Source organism: Epilithonimonas lactis (assembly GCF_900110605.1).
In the GTDB taxonomy this organism is placed as follows: Bacteria; Bacteroidota; Bacteroidia; order Flavobacteriales; family Weeksellaceae; genus Epilithonimonas; species Epilithonimonas lactis.
The window spans coordinates 159,193-178,343 of the sequence record NZ_FOFI01000007.1 but is presented as its reverse complement, the minus strand read 5'-3'; the positions used below and the strand labels follow the sequence as shown (position 1 = coordinate 178,343).

18 protein-coding genes are annotated in these 19,151 nt (G+C 38.4%); 6 read left to right on the top strand and 12 right to left on the bottom strand.

Going from position 1 to position 19,151, the window contains the following annotated elements; all coding sequences use genetic code 11:
- The 5 genes from BMW39_RS18885 to BMW39_RS18865 form a co-directional block, all read left to right on the top strand.
- Positions 1-954, top strand: a 954-nt coding sequence (locus BMW39_RS18885) for a phage baseplate assembly protein V (RefSeq protein ID WP_221406078.1), incomplete at its 5' end; no start/stop codon positions are given.
- Between the two features lie 11 nt (positions 955-965).
- The gene (locus BMW39_RS18880; RefSeq protein ID WP_074719387.1) at positions 966-1,817 is read left to right on the top strand and encodes a hypothetical protein; all 852 of its coding nucleotides are present in this window, start codon (positions 966-968) and stop codon (positions 1,815-1,817) included.
- A complete protein-coding gene (locus tag BMW39_RS18875; protein ID WP_034979016.1) occupies positions 1,783-2,808 on the top strand; it encodes a hypothetical protein in 1,026 nt (341 codons plus the stop codon). Before BMW39_RS18880 ends, BMW39_RS18875 begins: the two co-directional genes overlap by 35 nt.
- Before the next feature lie 3 nt (positions 2,809-2,811).
- Positions 2,812-4,017 carry an RHS repeat domain-containing protein gene (locus BMW39_RS18870; protein WP_131474370.1) on the top strand — a complete coding sequence of 402 codons (1,206 nt, stop codon included), beginning with the start codon at positions 2,812-2,814 and terminating at the stop codon, positions 4,015-4,017.
- A 333-nt stretch (positions 4,018-4,350) separates the two neighbouring features.
- Positions 4,351-4,932, top strand: a complete 582-nt coding sequence (locus tag BMW39_RS18865) for a CinA family protein (RefSeq protein WP_051880075.1) — start codon at positions 4,351-4,353, stop codon at positions 4,930-4,932.
- A gap of 64 nt (positions 4,933-4,996) precedes the next feature.
- Here the strand turns inward: BMW39_RS18865 and BMW39_RS18860 are convergent, their stop codons facing one another.
- Complete coding sequence (locus BMW39_RS18860; RefSeq protein ID WP_165569373.1) at positions 4,997-6,466, bottom strand: tetratricopeptide repeat protein; 1,470 nt, start codon at positions 6,464-6,466, stop codon at positions 4,997-4,999.
- A 95-nt stretch (positions 6,467-6,561) separates the two neighbouring features.
- Positions 6,562-9,711 carry a T9SS type A sorting domain-containing protein gene (locus BMW39_RS18855; RefSeq protein WP_034979021.1) on the bottom strand — a complete coding sequence of 1,050 codons (3,150 nt, stop codon included), beginning with the start codon at positions 9,709-9,711 and terminating at the stop codon, positions 6,562-6,564.
- A gap of 227 nt (positions 9,712-9,938) precedes the next feature.
- On the opposite strand from BMW39_RS18855, the gene BMW39_RS18850 reads away from it, so the two are divergent.
- On the top strand, positions 9,939-11,078 hold the full coding sequence (locus BMW39_RS18850; RefSeq protein WP_034979023.1) for a cysteine desulfurase family protein: 1,140 nt from the start codon (positions 9,939-9,941) through the stop codon (positions 11,076-11,078).
- Here the strand turns inward: BMW39_RS18850 and moaCB are convergent.
- Genes moaCB through BMW39_RS18800 form a run of 10 tightly spaced genes read right to left on the bottom strand, consistent with a single transcriptional unit; the run spans position 11,075 to position 18,884 of the window.
- The gene (gene moaCB / locus BMW39_RS18845; RefSeq protein WP_034979024.1) at positions 11,075-11,983 is read right to left on the bottom strand and encodes a bifunctional molybdenum cofactor biosynthesis protein MoaC/MoaB; all 909 of its coding nucleotides are present in this window, start codon (positions 11,981-11,983) and stop codon (positions 11,075-11,077) included. The two genes, BMW39_RS18850 and moaCB, sit on opposite strands and share 4 nt — an antisense overlap.
- Positions 11,984-11,986: 3 nt before the next feature.
- Positions 11,987-12,424, bottom strand: coding sequence for a molybdenum cofactor biosynthesis protein MoaE (locus BMW39_RS18840; protein ID WP_034979025.1), 438 nt, complete (start codon positions 12,422-12,424; stop codon positions 11,987-11,989).
- Entirely contained in the window at positions 12,417-13,529 is a 1,113-nt protein-coding gene (gene moeB, locus BMW39_RS18835) for a HesA/MoeB/ThiF family protein (protein ID WP_034979026.1), read from the bottom strand. The genes BMW39_RS18840 and moeB overlap by 8 nt, the downstream gene beginning before the upstream one ends.
- 1 nt (position 13,530) lies before the next feature.
- Entirely contained in the window at positions 13,531-13,761 is a 231-nt protein-coding gene (locus BMW39_RS18830; RefSeq protein WP_051880076.1) for a MoaD/ThiS family protein, read from the bottom strand.
- Positions 13,761-14,246 (bottom strand): hypothetical protein, encoded by a 486-nt coding sequence (locus tag BMW39_RS18825; RefSeq protein ID WP_034979028.1) that lies wholly within the window; start codon positions 14,244-14,246, stop codon positions 13,761-13,763. The genes BMW39_RS18830 and BMW39_RS18825 overlap by 1 nt, the downstream gene beginning before the upstream one ends.
- 10 nt (positions 14,247-14,256) lie before the next feature.
- On the bottom strand, positions 14,257-14,991 hold the full coding sequence (locus BMW39_RS18820; protein ID WP_034979030.1) for a sulfite exporter TauE/SafE family protein: 735 nt from the start codon (positions 14,989-14,991) through the stop codon (positions 14,257-14,259).
- Between the two features lie 10 nt (positions 14,992-15,001).
- The gene (locus BMW39_RS18815; protein ID WP_034979032.1) at positions 15,002-16,180 is read right to left on the bottom strand and encodes a molybdopterin molybdotransferase MoeA; all 1,179 of its coding nucleotides are present in this window, start codon (positions 16,178-16,180) and stop codon (positions 15,002-15,004) included.
- On the bottom strand, positions 16,177-16,773 hold the full coding sequence (locus BMW39_RS18810; protein ID WP_034979034.1) for a nucleotidyltransferase family protein: 597 nt from the start codon (positions 16,771-16,773) through the stop codon (positions 16,177-16,179). Before BMW39_RS18810 ends, BMW39_RS18815 begins: the two co-directional genes overlap by 4 nt.
- The gene (gene moaA, locus BMW39_RS18805) at positions 16,774-17,754 is read right to left on the bottom strand and encodes a GTP 3',8-cyclase MoaA (protein WP_034979036.1); all 981 of its coding nucleotides are present in this window, start codon (positions 17,752-17,754) and stop codon (positions 16,774-16,776) included.
- Between the two features lie 11 nt (positions 17,755-17,765).
- Positions 17,766-18,884: an XdhC family protein gene (locus BMW39_RS18800; protein WP_034979039.1), complete on the bottom strand. Its 1,119-nt coding sequence runs from the start codon at positions 18,882-18,884 to the stop codon at positions 17,766-17,768.
- Positions 18,885-19,151 lie beyond the last annotated feature (267 nt).

Below are 19,151 nucleotides of genomic sequence, written 5' to 3'. Positions count from 1 at the left end.
TGCGTTGCCGACCTGGAAATGCGAAAACCAGACAGCAATCAAACGAGTTATTTCACAAGGATCATGGTGACGGAGACCACGCACGACGTGGATACCTTGGGACATTACAAAGGGACCTTCAAGGCGATCGCAAGTGATACAGGATTTCTGCCAAGACCACAATTTGACATTCCTGCAGCGCAGCCACAGATCGCTACGGTCATCAGCAATACGGACCCACAAGGCCAAGGTCGGGTAACTGTAAAGTTCGATTGGCAATTGCACGACACCACCAATTTCATCAGGATGATGAGCCCTGATGCCGGAGGAACGGATCAAATTACCCAAAATCGTGGTTATGTTGCGATACCGGAAGTTGGCGATCAGGTGATGGTAGGTTTCGTTCACAACCATCCGGACAGACCTTTTGTCATGGGTGGGATGTTCCATGGTGGAATTGGACTTGGCGGAGGAATGGACAATCGCGTCAAATCGATCATGACAAGAAGTGGGCATAAAGTGGTCTTCACGGAGGATGAAAGCATCATCATCACGGATAAAAGCGGAAACGAGATCCATCTGGATACCACGGGAAGCAATATCAACATCACCGCACCCGAAACGATGACCTTGAATTGTAAAAATATGAACATCAATGTCACGGAAAGCATGACCACATCCGTGGGAATGAATGCTTCTGAAACGATCGGAATGAACAGCAGTCAAAGCATCGGAATGAATTCCACACAAACGGTTGGCGCCATGAAGATGACCTCCGTCATAGGTGACGCCAGTGTATTCATCACCGGAAAATTAACCGAGATGATCGACGGCGATGTGCATAGTGAAACAAAACAAGGCAAAACTGTTGTAAACAATCAAGGTGGAATAGAAACTTACACTGCCGGACAAATAAATAAAGATGCACAGGGAAGTATAGATAACCGCAGCGGAGAAATAGGAAAATCACACTAAAAAATTATCCTATGAGCAGAATCAGAATTGTAAAGGGGAAAATGTACGAGAAGATCGGCGGCGATCTGAAGTATTATTCTGAAGCGGATATTACAGAGACTGCCTCGGAAACATATGCTGAACAAAGTGCCAAAGATATATCACATATGGGTGAGCCTGCCAGACACGAAAATAAAATTGAAAACTGTATCAAAGGACTGGCTATTTTCAGAAGAAAAAGTACTTATAATACAAAGCCTGATTTTGGATTTGATTGGTACGCAGGAGAAAACTACGGAACAACTTACAATGAACCATTCAATTACGATGATAACAAAACGTTGCTGAGTGGAAGAGAAAAATTACAGAAAGAATACACTTCTGCTATTCAATATATGCCAATTCGCAAATTCGGGTATATGGAAGCAGGTACAAACAGAGGGAAATCGCTAATCAATATACTTGATAAAAAATATTTTGTTCCTTGGTTCTCAGGTTTTGTCAAAGATGAGTCGGGTACTCAGAAGACATATGAACTGGATGTTTTTTTTAATATTGAAGAACCTGCTGAAGGCTCTATAAGAATTGGAAGCAGAAATGAAAATATCGAAGTCACCTTTTCCGATGAGAACAGTACAAGTTTTGAGATCAATGAAAGTCATCCAAAACAATTTACGAAAACAATTAAAATAAGTTTTACTGATTATATAACCGAGCACTCCACCATAATTGTGACATTCCATAAGAAATCTGAAGAAGAAAAAGCAGAAGAACAAAAAAGAAAAGAGGGAAGAAAAGGGAATCACTTCAGATACTATCGCAACTGTTTATGTGTCCACTGGCGAGTTAATGGGAATTCTCAATGTTTACAAAAATTCCGTTGAGTATGATGTGGTTTTCAGATATGTTAAAGTTTTTTTCAAAGGATGGATCTATGTTGAAAATATCAAAGATAAAGTCTACCTTTCCGGTGCGTCGCCTGGATATCAGGAAAATGAAGACCTTCTGGAACGGGAAAGAAATCTTACAAGAGGAATAGCAAACCTGAGAACACTACAACTCTCTATCCAGTCATCCGGAAATCCAACGAGAATACAGGAGAATCTTGATCTGATAGGTAAACAGGAACGAGAACTGTTGGATATCAAAAATCAAATTGTGCAGCACAGACAGATTTCTCAGGAGTTGTACAATGAGCAGATCAGGGCAATGGCTAGCAAAGAAAATTTTATTATAAACAATAAAAATTCATTAGTGGATATGTTTTCTCAGTCACTGATACACTATAAAGAAAAATCGTCTTCCAACTACGAACAGTTGGAAATAGATGTCAAAGAAATGGATTCTTTTTTTGATGACCTGAAATTGACAAAAAGAGGGAGTTCACACTTTATTATTGATGATGATAACGAAGAAGCCAATTCTACCAGGATCAGAAGTAAAATTAATAAAGCATTTTCATCTATGGAAAAAGATGATAAAAAAGAGCTGATCATCTATCTGCTGCCATTTGGAATCATTTCGAATATCAAAAAAGGTCATAGGTTACTGCTCGAGGCGGAAGATGTGTCCTATAAAGCTGATAGTGCTATGATTACGCCGCAGGCAAATATATCGACTTTTATTCACGAGGCCGGACATACATTCAATCTGCCGCATACATTCCTTTCAAGAAATGGAGGCTGGTTTAGTAATGGTATTACAATTGAGCAGGGTACGACGGACAATATTATGGACTACAATTTCAGTGAAAAGAATAATGACAGCAATCCTTCCAATAATGTTATGGTGATAAGAGACAAGTTTGCACTGTGGAAATTTCAGTGGGATATTATGATAAAGGATCCTAATTTGATAGAACAGAAAAAAAAATAGAATATGAAAAAATACATCTTACTCTGCAGTATTTCATTTTCAATTAATTCCACTATGGTCTCGTGCCAGTCAAAAACACCAGATACAGAAAGTAACACCTCCGTCAATCTATCCAAAATGAAAGAAAAATTTCCAAATCAAAAAACGGCTTTCGAAAAAATTAATAATAAAGTAGATTTTTACGAACCTTCCGGAAATAAAAGGTTATCAATAGATCTTCAGAAATCGCTGTATAAAGTAGGTTTGACATCTAATATCTACAGAGAGCATCTCATCAAAATTAATGATCAGTTGTATTTTTTACCTAAAAAAGTAGATAGTAAACAGATTTTTTCTGATTGTGATAAAGGTACTTCACAAGGAAATATTAGTAGACAATTTGAAATAAATGAGCTGGGACTTGCGATAATGCAACAAGCAGATTCTCCTTCTGATAACAAGATCAAAACCAATGAAATTGTCTACAAATACAATAAGTTTGGACAACTTCTGAAGGTCTTAGAAAATAAAAAAATAATTGCTGAATATATTTATGATGCTGGCGGATATTTGACAGAAGCCAAAATTGCAAAAAACAGCATCACCTATCAATATAACAAGGAAGGATTTATTACGATTGAGGAAAGGCATGAAAACGGGATCAAAATAAGCCTAAGATATCAGTATAATTCGGCAAAACAATTAATAAATAAAATGTCTGAAAATCAAAATCATGCAGAGGAATTTGGATATGACAATACTGGACGGTTATCAAGTATTATAAAATATTCGGCAGAGATAGACAAAAATAATCCTGATAAACTGATCAATAATTTTGTAAAAAAAATATACAATTACGCCGATGAACGACTTTCAGAAGAAAAAATATATGAGTATCGGATTGTGAACGCCTCCGTTTTGGTCAATAAAAAATGGCAACCTTTAGATATTGATCAGCAACGAAAAATGGCGTGGGAAAAAATGACCGATACGGATGAAATTCCTACTTCGGGAATTGAGAGATCATACAAATACAACGAAAACAGCATCATTGTAAGTATCAATCATTTTAATTTTTCCAACAGAGTTGTTGACGGTAAAGCAAAATTAGAAAAGGAGCTCAGCAATTCCGAATCTATCAAATTTTCATTAGATCTTTCAGGAAAGATTGTAAAAAAGGAAACTACAGATAAAAAAGGAGGAACAACTGTGGAAAACTATTCTTATTGACATCGGATGGATGCAAAATTCGAAGACGAGAGAGTAGAGCAAGTGATATATACGGCAAATTATAAGCTCTGTGAAAACGCAGAGAAAAAAAATATTGTCACCGCATTTTGAAGGAAAATATTATTTCGGGTTCATACTTTGAAATTCATAAAATTAATGACATTTTTGATTATTAAATTTGTAAATAATGTTTTATTTCGGAACATTTCAATCTCAATATCAGAATATTATTACAGAAATGATTGAGGTCATAAGAAAAGGGTCTTTGTTTTGCTAATTTCGTTTAGCTACAGTAGGCAAATCTGCAGTAGCACTAAAAAGATCCATTAATTTATGATTCTAAAATCATCTCAGATAGGCGTCAGTTCTGATGAACTTTCGGTAAGGTCGCTTATTTTTTTTATCGTTGAACTACAAAATCTGCTCAATTATATCGGAAGCCGGATGCAGCGCTCAGGCGAGACCATTTCTATTGCTGAGAGTGTGACGTCGGGATTTCTACAGTTTTCCTTTTCGCAGATGAAGGACGCTTCAAAGTTTTTCATTGGTGGCATGACCGTCTATAGCCTGGACGAGAAGGTTACTCTCTTGAATGTTGATGCACAGGAAGTCCAAAAAAATAACGGCGTTTCATCCCTTGTTGCCGAAACCATGGCACTAAATGTCGCCAAGCTCTACAAAACGGACTGGTCCATCGCGGTGACAGGCTATGCAACACCAGTAGCCGAATCCAACAAAAAACTTTACGCTTACTTTTCCATCTCTTACAAAGGAAGCGTCATCTTATCAGAAAGATTGGATCTACATTCCCGAACAAAAGCCGTGAATGCCCAACTGTATTACACCGAATTTATTTTAGGATGCTTTAAACTGGAACTGGACAAACTAAAACAAGAACGTGTGGTCAATGGGTAAAGTAGATTTATTATCAACAGTCTTTATGATTTATTTGATATAGATTTTTAAACTATCAATTTCATTAAGCAAAAATAGATTGTAGATAAGTTTCGACAGAATCATAATTGTTGACCTGCAATTTCTTCTTCAACCTCATCTTACAGGCTCTCACACTTTGCGGAGAAATGCCAAGGATGTTTGCCATTTCATTACCGTTCAATTTTAATGTCATTAGAACCAAGATCCTTACCTCAGCCTCCGTGACAGCGATTGCAATTTGTCTAATTCTAATGAAAAAATCCGGATATATTTCTGCAAATCGTTTTTTAAATTTATCCCAACCATCATCTGTAAATATTTTCTGTTCTAGAAGTTCGCTCACTTCATAATCAATATCGATTGGTTCTTTTTCAGGCTCTTTCAATTTGCTTATGATATTGTTTTTGTCCGTAAGGTCGATGATGTAGGTTTTAAGATCTTCCTCCTTGCTTTGGATCAGTTGTTTAGAACTTTCAAGTTCCAATTCCAATTGTTTTTTTCTGAATTTGATGACCGAAAGATAGCGGTAGACAAAAAATGCAGAGATCAGCAAAGCAATCAGAACGCAAGCACCGACGAAAATAAATCGGTCATTGGCAATCCTCTGTTCATTTTGTAGATTTTTGATTCGAAGATTTTTGACCTCGATGCCGAGATTGGCCTGAAACTGCGACAATATTTTACTTTGATTCGCTTTCATCAGACTTTTTTCTACCTCATAATGTTTCTTGTAATAGTACAACGCAGAATCTTTAACCTTAAAAAGGTCAAAAGTGTGGGAAAGCTCATACAATCCCTCACTCAAACGCACTTTACTTTTGATGGCATAACTCATTTTCAGACATTTGCGAGCTGCATCCAGTGCTTCCGCTTGATGACCTTGCTTAGCATAGATGGTGCTTAGATTTTGATAGGCCGTCGCCATACCTTCTGTGTAGTTTATTTTTTCACATTCTTCTAATGATAAAAGGTAGAATTTCAAGGCCTGAACATAATCCTTCGAGTAGCGGTAGATCTGTCCTTGATTGTTGTATGCAATAGCCAGATCGCGAGGTTTATCAATGTCTTTGAAAAGCCTGATAGCTTCATTATTTTGAAAAAATGCTTCATTGAAATTTCGTTGCTCTTTTAAGATGATCGCACGGTTGGTATGCGTGAGTCCCAATAGTCTTTTCATTCCCGTTTTTTCTGCCAATGCAGCGGCTTCGGTGTAGCATTCCATAGCGGCAGTGTTATTTTCGAGACGCCAATGCACCAGTCCGAGATTGTTGAGCAAGGTTGCTGTTTCAGCAACATCACCAGATGCTTTTACTTTTTGATAAGCCTTGGTAAAATAGAGGAGCGCTTCCTGATAGTTTCCGAGATGCCACTGCTCATCGCCCAAGCTCCTGAGGTCAGCCGATGTACTCTTCGGAGAGTTTTTATCTTTAAGAGAGGGTTCTGCATTATCGCTGCAGGAAAGCGCGAACAGTAAAATTAAACATAGATTTATTATCGATTTTAGTTTGCTCATCTTCAGTATAATAATCAAATTTAAATTTTTATACTTCATAAACAAAAAAAGACCCTGGATATTTACCCAGAGTCTCTTTTTTTAGCTTATCTAAACTATTTGATGATCATCTTTTTGGTTTGTTTGATGCCAGACGATTCTAATTGGTAAAGGTAGACTCCTGTCGGCAAACCGTTGGTGTCAAATGTGACTTTACCACGACCTTTGGCATAATTAGCATTCGTTATTTCTTTGATCAGACTGCCTTGCATATTGAATAATCTTAAAACAACCTGACCACTTTTTGCGAGTGTAAAAGGAATTGTTGTAATATTTGAAACAGGATTAGGATAGTTTTGTCCCAATACGTCTTTTGTAGTCGAAGCGTCAAGTTCATCCGACAGGCCTAGCGTAGCATCGTGCTCTGTCTCGAAAAAGTAAAGTCCTTTGAAGAAAGATTGATTGCCCACGCTGCCGGCTAACAAAAGTCTACCATCGGAATGTGGAATCAGCTTTTGCCCGAAGAACTCGGCATAGGCCGGACCTGTGAACAAGGTCTCATTGCTGTTTTGTCCGTTTTTATCAACCTTGATCAAAGATGCAATAGGGAATGGCTGATTGAATATCTTGTGTGGAAATGGGTCGATGAGGACTTGGTCCATGATGTAGCAGACGTCTGAAGCATCAATGTGAAAATCGTTGTAATAACGCATACTTTCTGATGCAAAATCCCAAAGCTGCTCACCACTTGCGCTGTACTTAACCAATGTATTGTGGATGTCTCCGTCCAATGCGAGACTGTATCCAACTACGCCGATATCGCCGTTAGTAAATGGCTTGATCGTGTAAGAGCGTTCATCTCTAGCAGCATCACCAAAGGTTTTACTCCAAAGTACATTTCCAGTTGCACTTAATTTTGCTGTGATAATGTCATCAGCATAGGTATCATTATTTTTTGTGTAGCCGTTGATATAAATACTGTTGTCAGCTGCAATGTAAAGGTCTGTTCCATAAGAGTTTCCTCCACTGATAGAAATAGGAGCAATCCATCCAGCAGAGCCATCAGCATTAAACTGAACGGTAGTCAAATTTACATTCTCCGAGATGAAGCTGCCGCTGCCGTGCGCACCTGTAAGTATCAAACGTTTGTCGGAATCCACTTTTCCGGCACTTACTCGGTAAATGTTGTTGCCGCTTGTTCCTGGTATGTATGTTTTCCATTCCTGAGAACCATCTGCAGCCAATTTGATTCCTAAAAATGAACTGTTGCTACTAGCTTCAGTTTCTTTCGCAGTACCACCAAGGTAGAGAGAACCATCAGCCTGAGGTTCCATTACAAAAACTTGTGGATTGTACAGCTCGATGGCCTTTGTCCAAAGTTGACTGCCTTCTGGCGAAAGTTTTATGACCTTCAAAGCTGGAGGATTTTGTTCAAAACTAGGCAGTAGACAGACATAAGTATTTCCGTTAGCATCAGCTCTGGCGATGATACCTTCTGCAGTATTACCATTTTCTGAGTTATAGACCGCATCCCAAGCCAAGTTGCCTTCTGCATTGTGCTTCACAAGGAAATAGTTGCTATTCAACATTCCATTGGCGTAAGTGTAGTACGAACCTGTTGAAAATGTATTGCCATTGGCATCATTAAAAGAATTGAGCATCGCAGCATCCTTTGTACCCAGATTGGAATAAACGGTGTTCCATTCGGTGGTTGGACTGCTGGTAGCAAACGTGGATTTTACAGTTTCATAGACAGCACCTTTTTCGGTATAATATGAATTGACTGAAAAATAAATATTCCCTTCATTATCTGTTCCAACTCCAGCCATTTGTCCCATACTTGCCATTCCTGTGGCAGTGGAAATGACAAAAGCAGATTGACCTAATAAGCTTCCATCTTCCGAATATTTGTAGGCACGTGCCGCAACATCCTGCTCCCATTCTTCGGCGCCGGGCGTCATACCATTGGCTGAAGTGATGATATTGCCTTCAAAATCAAACACTAATGTCGCATTGTTAATGTCGATGAGGTCGCTGGTCTCTTTGGTCCAATTGACTTCACCAGTTTGATTATAAGAAAGTAACACGGTTCCGTCATCTGAAAAGCTACCTGAGTGGCTTCCTGCGACATACAACTTATTATTTCTTAGTCCAATTTTCCAACCCATTGTGCCTTCATTCTCACTTCGGTAAGTTTGAATCCATTCTTGCTGCCCTTCAGAATTATATTTGATGGTTCCAATTCGGTTTAGGAATGTATCAAAAGTTCCGGTGACATAGATATTGCCATCGCTATCAGTAGTAATTGCTCTGGCTACAGAATTAGTCACTGCAGCAAGATTCTCGGGGTCTGTACTCTCGTAATTATAGCCTTGTTCCCATTGTTTTGAGCCTTCGGAATTGTATTTAATGGTGTGATAGTTTAGCCAGCCATCAGCATTCGGACTGTAGCCTGTGACCAAAACATTACTATTCGCATCCACAGCTACAGCGGTTGCCTCATTCCAACTTTCTCCACCTGCAGGATTTTCGGTATGATGCCATTGCTCCGTACCATTGCTATTATATTTGATGGTCAGATAATCTATCGAACTACCAGACCAGGCAATTCCAGTGATGTAAACGTTCCCATCGGCATCTGTGGTCATACTGTTTGGAACCTCAAGACCTTGCTTTCCATTATCAAATGTCGAATCCCAAAGTTTGGAACCGGAAGTGTCATATTTGATCACGCGGATGTCCATATCATTTCCATTCCATTTGAGACCGGATGTAATGATATTTCCAGAATTATCAAATGTGATATTCATTCCATATTCCACAGCAAAAGGCGCTGCCTGCTCACGTTTTTCCCACAATATCTGTCCATTAGGCCCAACCTTAATCGTGAAAAAATCTCCGGAAGCTTGGTCTTCATTTGAACTGCCACCTGTGATGTAAGTGTTCCCAAGTGCATCCGTTATAGAAGCGTAAGGCACATTATTCCCTTTGTACGCTTCGCCACCATAAAACTGATTGGTTTTGGATAATACTTTGGAATCAGCTGTAGGAAGACCCATTTGAGAAATCATTTTCTGTTGAGGGTCGAGAAAGGCTACGTTTTTATGATTCGATTTGAAGGAATTCCAGCGCGATAGTAAAGAAATGCTTCCATTCGATTTTGAAGCGAGGTAGCCATTTTGTTTTTTGAGATTATCGCTTTGTGCTGCAACACTAATGTTAAGTGCGGTCACCAAAACGACAATAGATCTGGTAGTGATTTTCATCTAATACTATTTAATTGTTTAAGTAAATTTATTCTAAAAATCACTGTTTATCGTACTTATCGTGTTGACATTAGTGTAGACAAATGCGTATCATCACTAGATTCCACACTTGTTGATATGGTTTTTGATGGACTTACAGGCTTTGTATTTGAATCGTTTTAATTGATCAACTTGGTGATAATTTTATAAAATTTATCTAACTTGTAATTATTCTATTTTTTAATAATATGACAGATTTCGTTTATTTGGACTACAATGCTACAACGCCTGTTGACCAGCGAGTTGTCGATGCAATGCTTCCTTATTTTAATTCTTTATATGCCAATTCGGGAAGTTCTCATTTGTTCGGACTTACTATGAAAGAGGCGATTGATGAAGCTGGAGAACAGATCGCGGAATTGATATCGGCAAATCCAAAAGAGATCATTTATACATCTGGCGCAACGGAAGCTGTCAATTTAGCGTTGAAAGGGATTGAGAAAGTGAATGGCAAAAATCACATCATCACAGTCAAAACCGAACACAAGGCTGTTTTGGATACTTGTCAAAATCTTGAACAGCAGGGATTTTCTGTCACTTATCTCGATGTAGGAAAAGATGGACTGATCAACTTGGATGATTTAAAAAATGCGATCACTGATAAAACACTAATGGTTTGTGTGATGTTTGTCAACAATGAAACAGGCGTCATCCAGCCAATCAAAGAAATTACCAAAATCGCTCACGACAAAAATTGTCTTGTTTTCTGTGACGCGACGCAGACCGTGGGGAAAATTCCGGTGAATGTCAAAGATCTTGGAATTGATATAATGGCTTTTTCGGCTCACAAATTTTATGGACCAAAGGGAATTGGTGCTTTGTACGTATCATCACATCTTAAGAAAAATATAGTTGCGCAGATTCACGGCGGAGCTCAGCAGTTTAACTTGCGAAGCGGCACTTTGAATGTTCCCGGAATCATCGGAATGGGAAAAGCGGCGGAAATAGCATTGCAAGAAATGGCTTCGGATTCACGAAAAATTAAAAAACTAAGAGATGAACTCGAAAATTATTTATTGAAAATTTCCAACACATTCATCAACGGAGACAAAGACAATCGGATTTATAACACTTCTAATATTTGCTTTTCGAATGTCAATTCTGAACAGATGATCTTGTCGCTCGGCAATATCTGTGTATCAAGCGGTTCGGCTTGCAATGCGACAACATCCAAACCATCTCACGTTTTGAAGGCAATGGGAATAAGTGATCTGGACGCGCTTTCTTCAATTAGATTGAGTTTAGGTAAGTTCACTACCATATCAGAGATTAAAACTGCAGTGGAAAAAATCGAGAAAATAGTACTTCAACTACGCAAAGAAAGTTAATGACCATCTCCGTTCTTCACTGAAAAAACATGCAAAATCTGCGGGAACAAGGCTTGTACATATTCCTTCACAGCGCCTGCGGAACCAGGCAAAGTTAAAATCAGCATATCATCAGAAAAACCAGCAATTCCTCTGGAAAGCATTGAGGTTTTCACACGGTCTTGTCCATAATTTCTGGCAGTTTCCATAACACCTGGAATTTCCTTTGTGATGAATGGCTTCACGGCTTCTGGCGTTACATCACGTTCTGACAAACCTGTGCCGCCTGTAAATAGGAGCAGATCACAGCCTTTGCTTTTATATAATTCGATTTGTTTGCGTATGGCTAGCATATCATCGGGAACAATATAGTAGTCAATGTTATTGATTCCTTGATTGTTAAGAGAATCGACCAAGAATTTACCTGAAGTATCTTCTTTAATGCCTTGCGAAACAGAATCACTGCAAACCACGACCGCAGCTTTCAAATTTTCTGCATCAATATTTTTCTGATTGCTTTTTCCACCCTGCTTTTCCAGCAGTTTGATGTTGGAGATCTCAACATTTTTATCGATAGGTTTCAACATATCATAGATCACCAAAGCGGCTACAGATGCGCCGTGCATAGCCTCAACTTCAACACCGGTCTTGTAAATCGTGTGAACTTCAACAGTGATATTGATATTCAGGTCATTCATTTCATAATTGATAGAAGCAAATTCAACCGGCAAAGGATGACAATCGGGAATTACATCGCTCGTTTTCTTGATGGCCAACAATGCGGAAGCTCTAGCAAATTCCAGGACGTTGCCTTTTGGAACTGTTCCATTTTTCACAGCTTCTACGGTCGAGATATTTGAAGTTTTAATTGTCGCCGCAGCGATCGCTTTTCTAAGTGTGAAAGTTTTAAAAGTAATATCTACCATGGCTTATTGGTTTATTTTCCATTGATGTGTTTCGTCCTCAAATATCTCTTTTCCCCAGATCGGAAGTTCCTTCTTAATGCGTTCCACCACTTCATTACAGGCCAAAGTTGCCTCTTTTCTGTGCTTGGAAGAAGTGAAGACAAACAAACAAATTTCGCCAGCATTCACAATACCAAGACTGTGATGGATATGCATACAAGTGATGTCATATTTCGCAAATATCTCTTCTCGAATTTCGGTCATTTGATTCAATGCCAAATCTTCATAAGCTGTGTACTCAATGGCTTTTACCGTTTTGTCGTCAATTTTATCAGCACGGATCTGTCCCAAGAAGATCTGATGTGCCCCAATTTCCGTCTTCGAAGAATGTTTTGTGATACTTTCTGCGATAAACAACGGCGATATGGGTGAATGCTGAAATATGTTTTTGATCTTACTCATTGATCTTTTGATTTAATTGATTGATGCCACCTTCCAAATGGCTGATGTTGTAATCAGAACCAAGAATTTCCTGTAAAACTTGCGCACCTGCAAGACTTCTCTTACCTGACTGACAAACTACAATGACATTCTTGTGTTTTATTTGTGTTGAATTTTCTTTTAATTGAGATAAAGGTATCGATAAATAGGGAATCTCAAGCTTGGGATATTCATCGATCTCTCGTACATCAATGATGGTGGTTTCTGGAAGTTTTGAAATTGAATAAAATTCTGCAGGAGAAATATTTTTAATTCCAATCTGCTTTATTCCGCACTGAACTTTATAATCCATCATCTCAAATTCCATTATCGTAGAAGGAATATATTTGTCTGTCAGATTCTCTGCAGGCATTTCGAAAATGGCAGTTTGATAATCCAGAACATTGATGGTCATTAATCTATTGATCAGTGGTTCTCCGATTCCTGTGATCAGCTTGATCGCTTCTGTCGCCTGCAACGTTCCAATAATTCCGGGTAAAACGCCAATAACACCAGCATCATTACAATCCGGAACTTCTCCGGGTTTTGGCGGTTGAGGAAAAAGATCTCTATAATTCGTTGACGATCCTTTCTTATCTTCAACATTGAAAACAGCGATTTGACCTTCATACTGATAGATTGCCCCGAATATCAAAGGCTTTTTCAAGATCCTGCAGGCATCATCTAGCAAATATCGTGTTGGAAAATTATCCGTGCAATCAATGATATGATCATAATGAGATAAAATCTGAATGGCATTTTTTGTACTAATTCTCTCAGAAATGACATTGATTTGAATCTCAGGATTCATTGAACTAAGCCTCTCAAATGCAGCTTTGGTCTTTAGCTTCCCGATGTCACTCGTTGTGTAGAGGATCTGTCTATGCAAATTGCTGAGCGAAACTCGATCATGATCTAAAATGCCAATATTTCCAACGCCTGCCGCGGTCAGATATTGAAGAACAGGACAGCCCAAACCACCAGCACCGATTACAAGAACCTTTGCTGATGCCAATTTTTCCTGAGCTTCGATACCGAAACCCTGGAGTTTGATCTGTCTGTCGTATCGTTCCAAATTCAACATCATATTATCCGCCTGAATAGGGTGGCATCAAAGCTACCACGTCGTTATTTTTTAATTCTGTATTTTCTGAAATGATCGATTGATTGACCGCGATTCTAAGCTTTAAATCTTCAAGCTCAGGAAATTTCTCATTAAGCTGATTCAACAATTCATCAGAGTTTTCAGCTTCCCATTCAAGATCTGAACCTATAATTTCTTTCAATCTGCCAAAGCTTATGATCTTAATATTGGCCATTAATCTATTTTTTTAAGTTGGATTGTTTTCAGCATTTTGACATAGCGTCTTCCTGTCGCAAAGTCGGTTGGCGACAGGGTTGATATGCCATCTTTTGGTCTGCCTTCAATTTCCGGAATGATGAGAACACTGTCACCAACAGAAGTATTGAAAATCTCGTTCCAGGAAAAAACCACTTTGTAGCCGTCTTCTGCAACGCAAACAATGTAATATTCGCTTAAAACCTTTGGCGATTTCTCCTTAAATGAAACTTTGGAAAGAACGTCTCGAAGCAAAACACCTTTCACATTCTTAATCGTCGAGCGATATTCCTTCAAATGATTGGTGATTTGAATACTATCGACTGTATGTTTTGAATATTTTGATAGATCTGCAGCTGTGACTATTGTTTTTTGATTGTCAGGATCAATGATCTCAAAGCTTTTCGATTGGGCAAAGCTTAGAGTAGTGAGAAGAAAAGATATTAATAATATAAAATTTTTCATTTTTAAATTTTTAAATGGTGCTTGAAATTAATTTGTAGGAAGCCATCAAAAGTACGACCGCGAGGACATATTTCAATCCATTTTGATTTAGTTTTTTGGATGCCAAGTAAGAACCTAACAATCCACCGGCAAATGCACAAACAATATACATCCACATATCATTTGTAAATGAAATCTCTTTGGTGAACATTCCGCCTAATCCTGCGACAGAGTTGACAAAGATAAAAGCTGCGCTGATGGCTGCCGTTTGTTTTTGATTGGTCCATTTCAATAGAATCAGAACCGGAGAAAGTAAGATTCCGCCACCAATGCCTATCATCCCAGAAAGCAATCCAATAATTCCTCCGAATATCAATGAAAGATAGATTTGAGGATCCTTGAGTTCGCTGTCTTCCGGACTTTTGAAAAAGAAAAATCTGATGACAGGAAAAAGTAACAAGACACCTAATATCCGTTTGTACAAATGGTCTTCGATATGGATCATGCCGCCAACAAAAGCCAGTGGAATAGACGCAATTGCAATTGGAATAAAGGTTCTGAGTTTGAAATGTCCGCCTCTGTAATATTGTATGAAAGCGGTCAATGATACGAACAAATTCAAGACGAGAGCGGTCGGTTTCATCTCTTTTGGAGCGACGCCGTACAAAGCCATCAAAGCCAAATAGCCGCTTGCACCGCCGTGTCCGACTGCCGCATACAAAGCTGCGATGACAAATAAAATCAAATAAAATATTTCTACATTCATTCCTCGATCTTTATTTTAATAATATGATTTCTACAACCTCATCTTTTTCACAACCTTCTGAATTTTCCGGCAAGATCATCAAACAATTGGCTTCTGCAAAGGATTGCAGACGGTAAGATTCCTGCGCGTGAAGTGGCGTGACTTTTCCGTCAGCGTATGTTGCTTTGAGAAAATGCGTCAGGCCAGCTTTTTTCTTGTAGGAAGATGTTGTAGTTGCTTTGGTCTTTTCGGTGATTGTTGGACGTTTCATGATTTTAGAAAGCACAGGCACGATGTACAAATAGAAACAAGTCAACGCCGAAGATGGATTTCCCGGTAATCCAAAGACCAGTTTTTCATCTTTGGTTCCAAAATAAAACGGTTTGCCTGGTTTTTGTCTGATCTTATGAAACTGCTGTTCAATTCCACATTTTTTTGTAGCATCAATGACGTAATCGTAGTCGCCGACGCTTACGCCGCCAACCAAGATCACAATGTCTGTTTTTGAAATCGCCAAGTTCAGGGTTTTTTCAACTTCCAGAGGATCATCTTTTACCCAAAATGTTTCTATCGAATTAATGCCGCATTGCTTCAGAACACTTTCAAGCTGATAGGAATTGGATTCGAAAACCTGACCGAATTCCAAATTGTTCCCTGGTTGCACCAATTCATTACCAGTTAAGATCAACGAAACTGAAGGCTGTGCATAAACTGGAACTTCCGTACATCCAATCCCAGCCAGATAACCGATGGCAGCAGCTGAAAGATAGCTGTCTTTGCTAATTGCAATAGTATCTTTCTTTGCATCACTTCCGGCATCTCTTATATTTAATTTTTTTTCAAGGTCATAATCTTCAATAATCAGATAATCATTATTTTCGATTTTAATTTTCTCTTGCATCACCACTGTATCTGCACCAATCGGAAGTGGCGCACCAGTGAAAATCCTGCAAGCTGTTCCATTTTCAAGCTGAAACGGTTCTGTAGTTCCAGCAGACATTTCGCCTACAATTTTTAGTTTTAAATCTTTATCTTCAAAACGGATCGCGTAACCATCCATCGATGATTGGGAAAAATTTGGAATATTATATTTTGAATAGATATCTTCCGAAGTCGTGTAACCAAATGCTTCTTTTAAAGGGAGAATCTGATGTTTTTCTTTCGGAATATTTTGATTGATGATGTTCTGAGCTTCTTGTACGCTGATCATTCTTTTGATTTTAAATTTTCATAATCCACTTTCGTATCAATATCAATTGCGCCATTTTCAAATTCGAAGGTTTCTACATCTTCCATATTTCGCTGAATGATTTTCTTCGCACCTTGCTCACCTGAAAGTTCCATCAAAACCTCAAAATATTTTTTAGAAAATAAAGCCGGAACACCTATTGTATCGGAATACCGAGCCGCGATGATCTCCTTGTTTGAATTTTCTTTAAGTTGGAACATCTCCGTAAAAATTTCGCTGGTCAAATAAGGCTGATCACAGACCGAAATAAAACAATGCTCTATATCCGGAAACTGCTTTATTAAGGTTTTGAGTCCCACTTTTATTGAGGAAGCCATTCCAGATTGCCAATCATCATTAATGGAAATCTTTACGTTTTTATTCTCGATTTTCGAAGCTATCTCATTGTGGTCGGCACCTAACACCAGGGTGATGTGATTTTGGTTGAAAACTTCCAGCGCTGTATCAATGGTTCTGTCTAGAAACGTTTTTCCTTGGTAGGAGAGAAGCTGTTTTGCAGTTCCCATCCTCGAGGAATTTCCTGCTGCCAATAATATGATTCCAGTATTTTTCATTTATCCACCGATTGTGATCATACTTCTGTTCTCGATGATCGAAGCATTGATCTTTTCAAATTGCTCATTCAATTGTCCGCCTTGTATTTTTGCCTTAGACCAGATTGTACTTTCGATGATCGGTAAAATATCCTGACCACTTCGCAAAGGTGTTAGCAGATCAGTTTCTTGTTTTGAGAATAGGCAATTTTTCAATTTTCCGTCAGCCGTTAGTCTTATTCTGTTGCAGCCACTACAAAACGGCTCGCTCATAGTACTGATGATGGAAAAACTTCCCTGGTGACCTTTGATGCTGTAGCTTTTTGCGGTATCATTCGGACCAATCGGCAAGGGAGTGAAGTCATAGTTTTCATCAATGATATCCAGAATTTCCATCTGCGTCATCACTTGGTTGCTGCTCCATTGGTTCCCGCTGAACGGCATAAATTCGATAAACCGAATATCCACAGGATTATTTTTTGTAAATGAAATAAAATCCGAGATCTCATCACCGTTGACACCTTTCATCGCTACCACATTGATCTTGGTCTTGATGTTATTCTTTAGTAATAGATCGATATTTCTAAACACTCTGTCAAAATAATCCCGACGTGTGATCTTCAGAAATTTATCTTTCTTTAAAGTGTCAAGGCTGATATTGATGCTGTGGAAGTTGGCTTTGATAATTTCAGGAAGCATATCGTCTATGCGAATTCCGTTTGTGGTGCAGGTCAATTGAACCGGTAATTTTCCAAGATTGCTGATGATCTTTGAAGCATCTTTTCTCACGAAAGGTTCTCCACCAGTGAGTCTGATCTTATTGACACCGTGTTGCACAAATAATTTGGCAATGGTATCGATCTCATCTACCTGCATCAGCTTTGAATTTGGTGTGAAATCATAATTTTCTTCTGGCATACAGTAGAAGCAGCGCAGGTTGCAATTATCGGTCAAAGATATCCGCAGGTAATTATGGGTTCGTCCAAATTGATCGGTCAGCATTACTTTTTTATTTAATTACTGACAATATCAGTATGAATTTTTTCTTTTTTATCTCTTAGAGATAGACCTTTTCGTTGATTCAAAACTGCCTGTATTTCCGCTACTACTGAAATGGCAATCTCTTCCGAAGTCTCTGCGCCAATATCCAAACCGACTGGTCCGAAAAGTTTATTTAGCTCTTCATTACCAATCACCATACCAGAACTGGTCATATCTTCGATCATTCTGTCAAGTTTTGTCTTCGGACCCAAAAGACCGATATATTTTAAAGGCCTATGAATGATCAGTTTTAGCAATGCCAGATCATAATTGTAATTGTGCGTCATCAAAACAAAAATGTTTGACTCGTCGATTTCGATCTTGTTAATGATCTCCTCGGGCGTGGCAAGAAGAACATCGTCCGCTTTTGGGAACCGCTTTTTTTGTGCGTGGGTAGCTCTTCCATCGGCAAGAATTATTTTCCAACCAAGGATTGACGCTGTCTCTACCAAAGGTTTAACGTCATTTCCTGCTCCTGCGATGATCAATGTGGTTTTCGGCGGAATATATTGCAATAAGATCTCATTGGATGAAGCTTTTCTGATCACATTTTTTTTCGCTTCGAAAACTTGTGAAGAAAAGTTTAATAGTTCAGTTTCTGAAATTGTATTTGGATTCAATAATGTGACTTCTTGATTGATAATCGATGCAATAGTTCCGATCTGAGTATTTTTTTTCTCTAATGAAAATATCGTTGTAACAACGGCTTCATTCCGGCCTTCCGTTGTCTTTTCCAAAAGAGAAATTGGATTTTGAGCCGCGTTTTCATCAATATATTCAAACAAGATATGGACAATTCCATTGCAACCTAACTGAACACCAAATTCTACATCATCAGGATTGCTGGTGTCGTAAGTAATTAGCTTGTTATTTTTTTGATGAATAGCCAATACCGCTTTTTTCAAGGCATCACCTTCCAGACATCCACCGCTGATCGCGCCCGTAAGTTGTCCATCTTCTGTCACCAGCATTCTTGCGCCGGGCTGACGGTAGGAGGAACCATCAACCTTCACGACCGTTGCCAAGGCAGTCTTTAGACCATTGCCCTTTGCTTCTCGGTAAGCTTTTACAATATCATTGATCTCTTTCATTATTGGACATTGATGTTAATTACTTTCAAACCTAATTTAGAAATGTTCTATGGAAAAATATGCCTAAATTTATTTCTTTCTATTCAAATTTACATAAATAATACATTTTATAGGTCTAAGTTTTAAAAATCAGTAATAATGGTAGGCGAAACAGTGATCTGTATAAGCTTGTTAGAATTTAATTACTAGATATTTGTAAGAATCATCAAAATTAACTTCAAGGCTTAAAGTTTGATGCAAAAGATTGGTAGAGAATTTAATTAGTTA

Excerpts from the sequence above, each read along its gene's own strand:
- BMW39_RS18815 (WP_034979032.1), bottom strand. The coding sequence starts at position 16,180 with ATGATCAGCGTACAAGAAGCTCAGAACATCATCAATCAAAATATTCCG.
- BMW39_RS18850 (WP_034979023.1), top strand. The coding sequence starts at position 9,939 with ATGACAGATTTCGTTTATTTGGACTACAATGCTACAACGCCTGTTGAC.
- BMW39_RS18870 (WP_131474370.1), top strand. The coding sequence starts at position 2,812 with ATGAAAAAATACATCTTACTCTGCAGTATTTCATTTTCAATTAATTCC.
- BMW39_RS18860 (WP_165569373.1), bottom strand. The coding sequence starts at position 6,466 with ATGAGCAAACTAAAATCGATAATAAATCTATGTTTAATTTTACTGTTC.
- BMW39_RS18825 (WP_034979028.1), bottom strand. The coding sequence starts at position 14,246 with ATGAAAAATTTTATATTATTAATATCTTTTCTTCTCACTACTCTAAGC.
- BMW39_RS18880 (WP_074719387.1), top strand. The coding sequence starts at position 966 with ATGAGCAGAATCAGAATTGTAAAGGGGAAAATGTACGAGAAGATCGGC.
- BMW39_RS18830 (WP_051880076.1), bottom strand. The coding sequence starts at position 13,761 with ATGGCCAATATTAAGATCATAAGCTTTGGCAGATTGAAAGAAATTATA.
- BMW39_RS18840 (WP_034979025.1), bottom strand. The coding sequence starts at position 12,424 with ATGAGTAAGATCAAAAACATATTTCAGCATTCACCCATATCGCCGTTG.
- moeB (WP_034979026.1), bottom strand. The coding sequence starts at position 13,529 with ATGATGTTGAATTTGGAACGATACGACAGACAGATCAAACTCCAGGGT.
- BMW39_RS18875 (WP_034979016.1), top strand. The coding sequence starts at position 1,783 with ATGGGAATTCTCAATGTTTACAAAAATTCCGTTGAGTATGATGTGGTT.
- BMW39_RS18820 (WP_034979030.1), bottom strand. The coding sequence starts at position 14,991 with ATGAATGTAGAAATATTTTATTTGATTTTATTTGTCATCGCAGCTTTG.
- BMW39_RS18855 (WP_034979021.1), bottom strand. The coding sequence starts at position 9,711 with ATGAAAATCACTACCAGATCTATTGTCGTTTTGGTGACCGCACTTAAC.
- moaA (WP_034979036.1), bottom strand. The coding sequence starts at position 17,754 with ATGCTGACCGATCAATTTGGACGAACCCATAATTACCTGCGGATATCT.
- BMW39_RS18800 (WP_034979039.1), bottom strand. The coding sequence starts at position 18,884 with ATGAAAGAGATCAATGATATTGTAAAAGCTTACCGAGAAGCAAAGGGC.
- moaCB (WP_034979024.1), bottom strand. The coding sequence starts at position 11,983 with ATGGTAGATATTACTTTTAAAACTTTCACACTTAGAAAAGCGATCGCT.
- BMW39_RS18865 (WP_051880075.1), top strand. The coding sequence starts at position 4,351 with ATGATTCTAAAATCATCTCAGATAGGCGTCAGTTCTGATGAACTTTCG.
- BMW39_RS18810 (WP_034979034.1), bottom strand. The coding sequence starts at position 16,773 with ATGAAAAATACTGGAATCATATTATTGGCAGCAGGAAATTCCTCGAGG.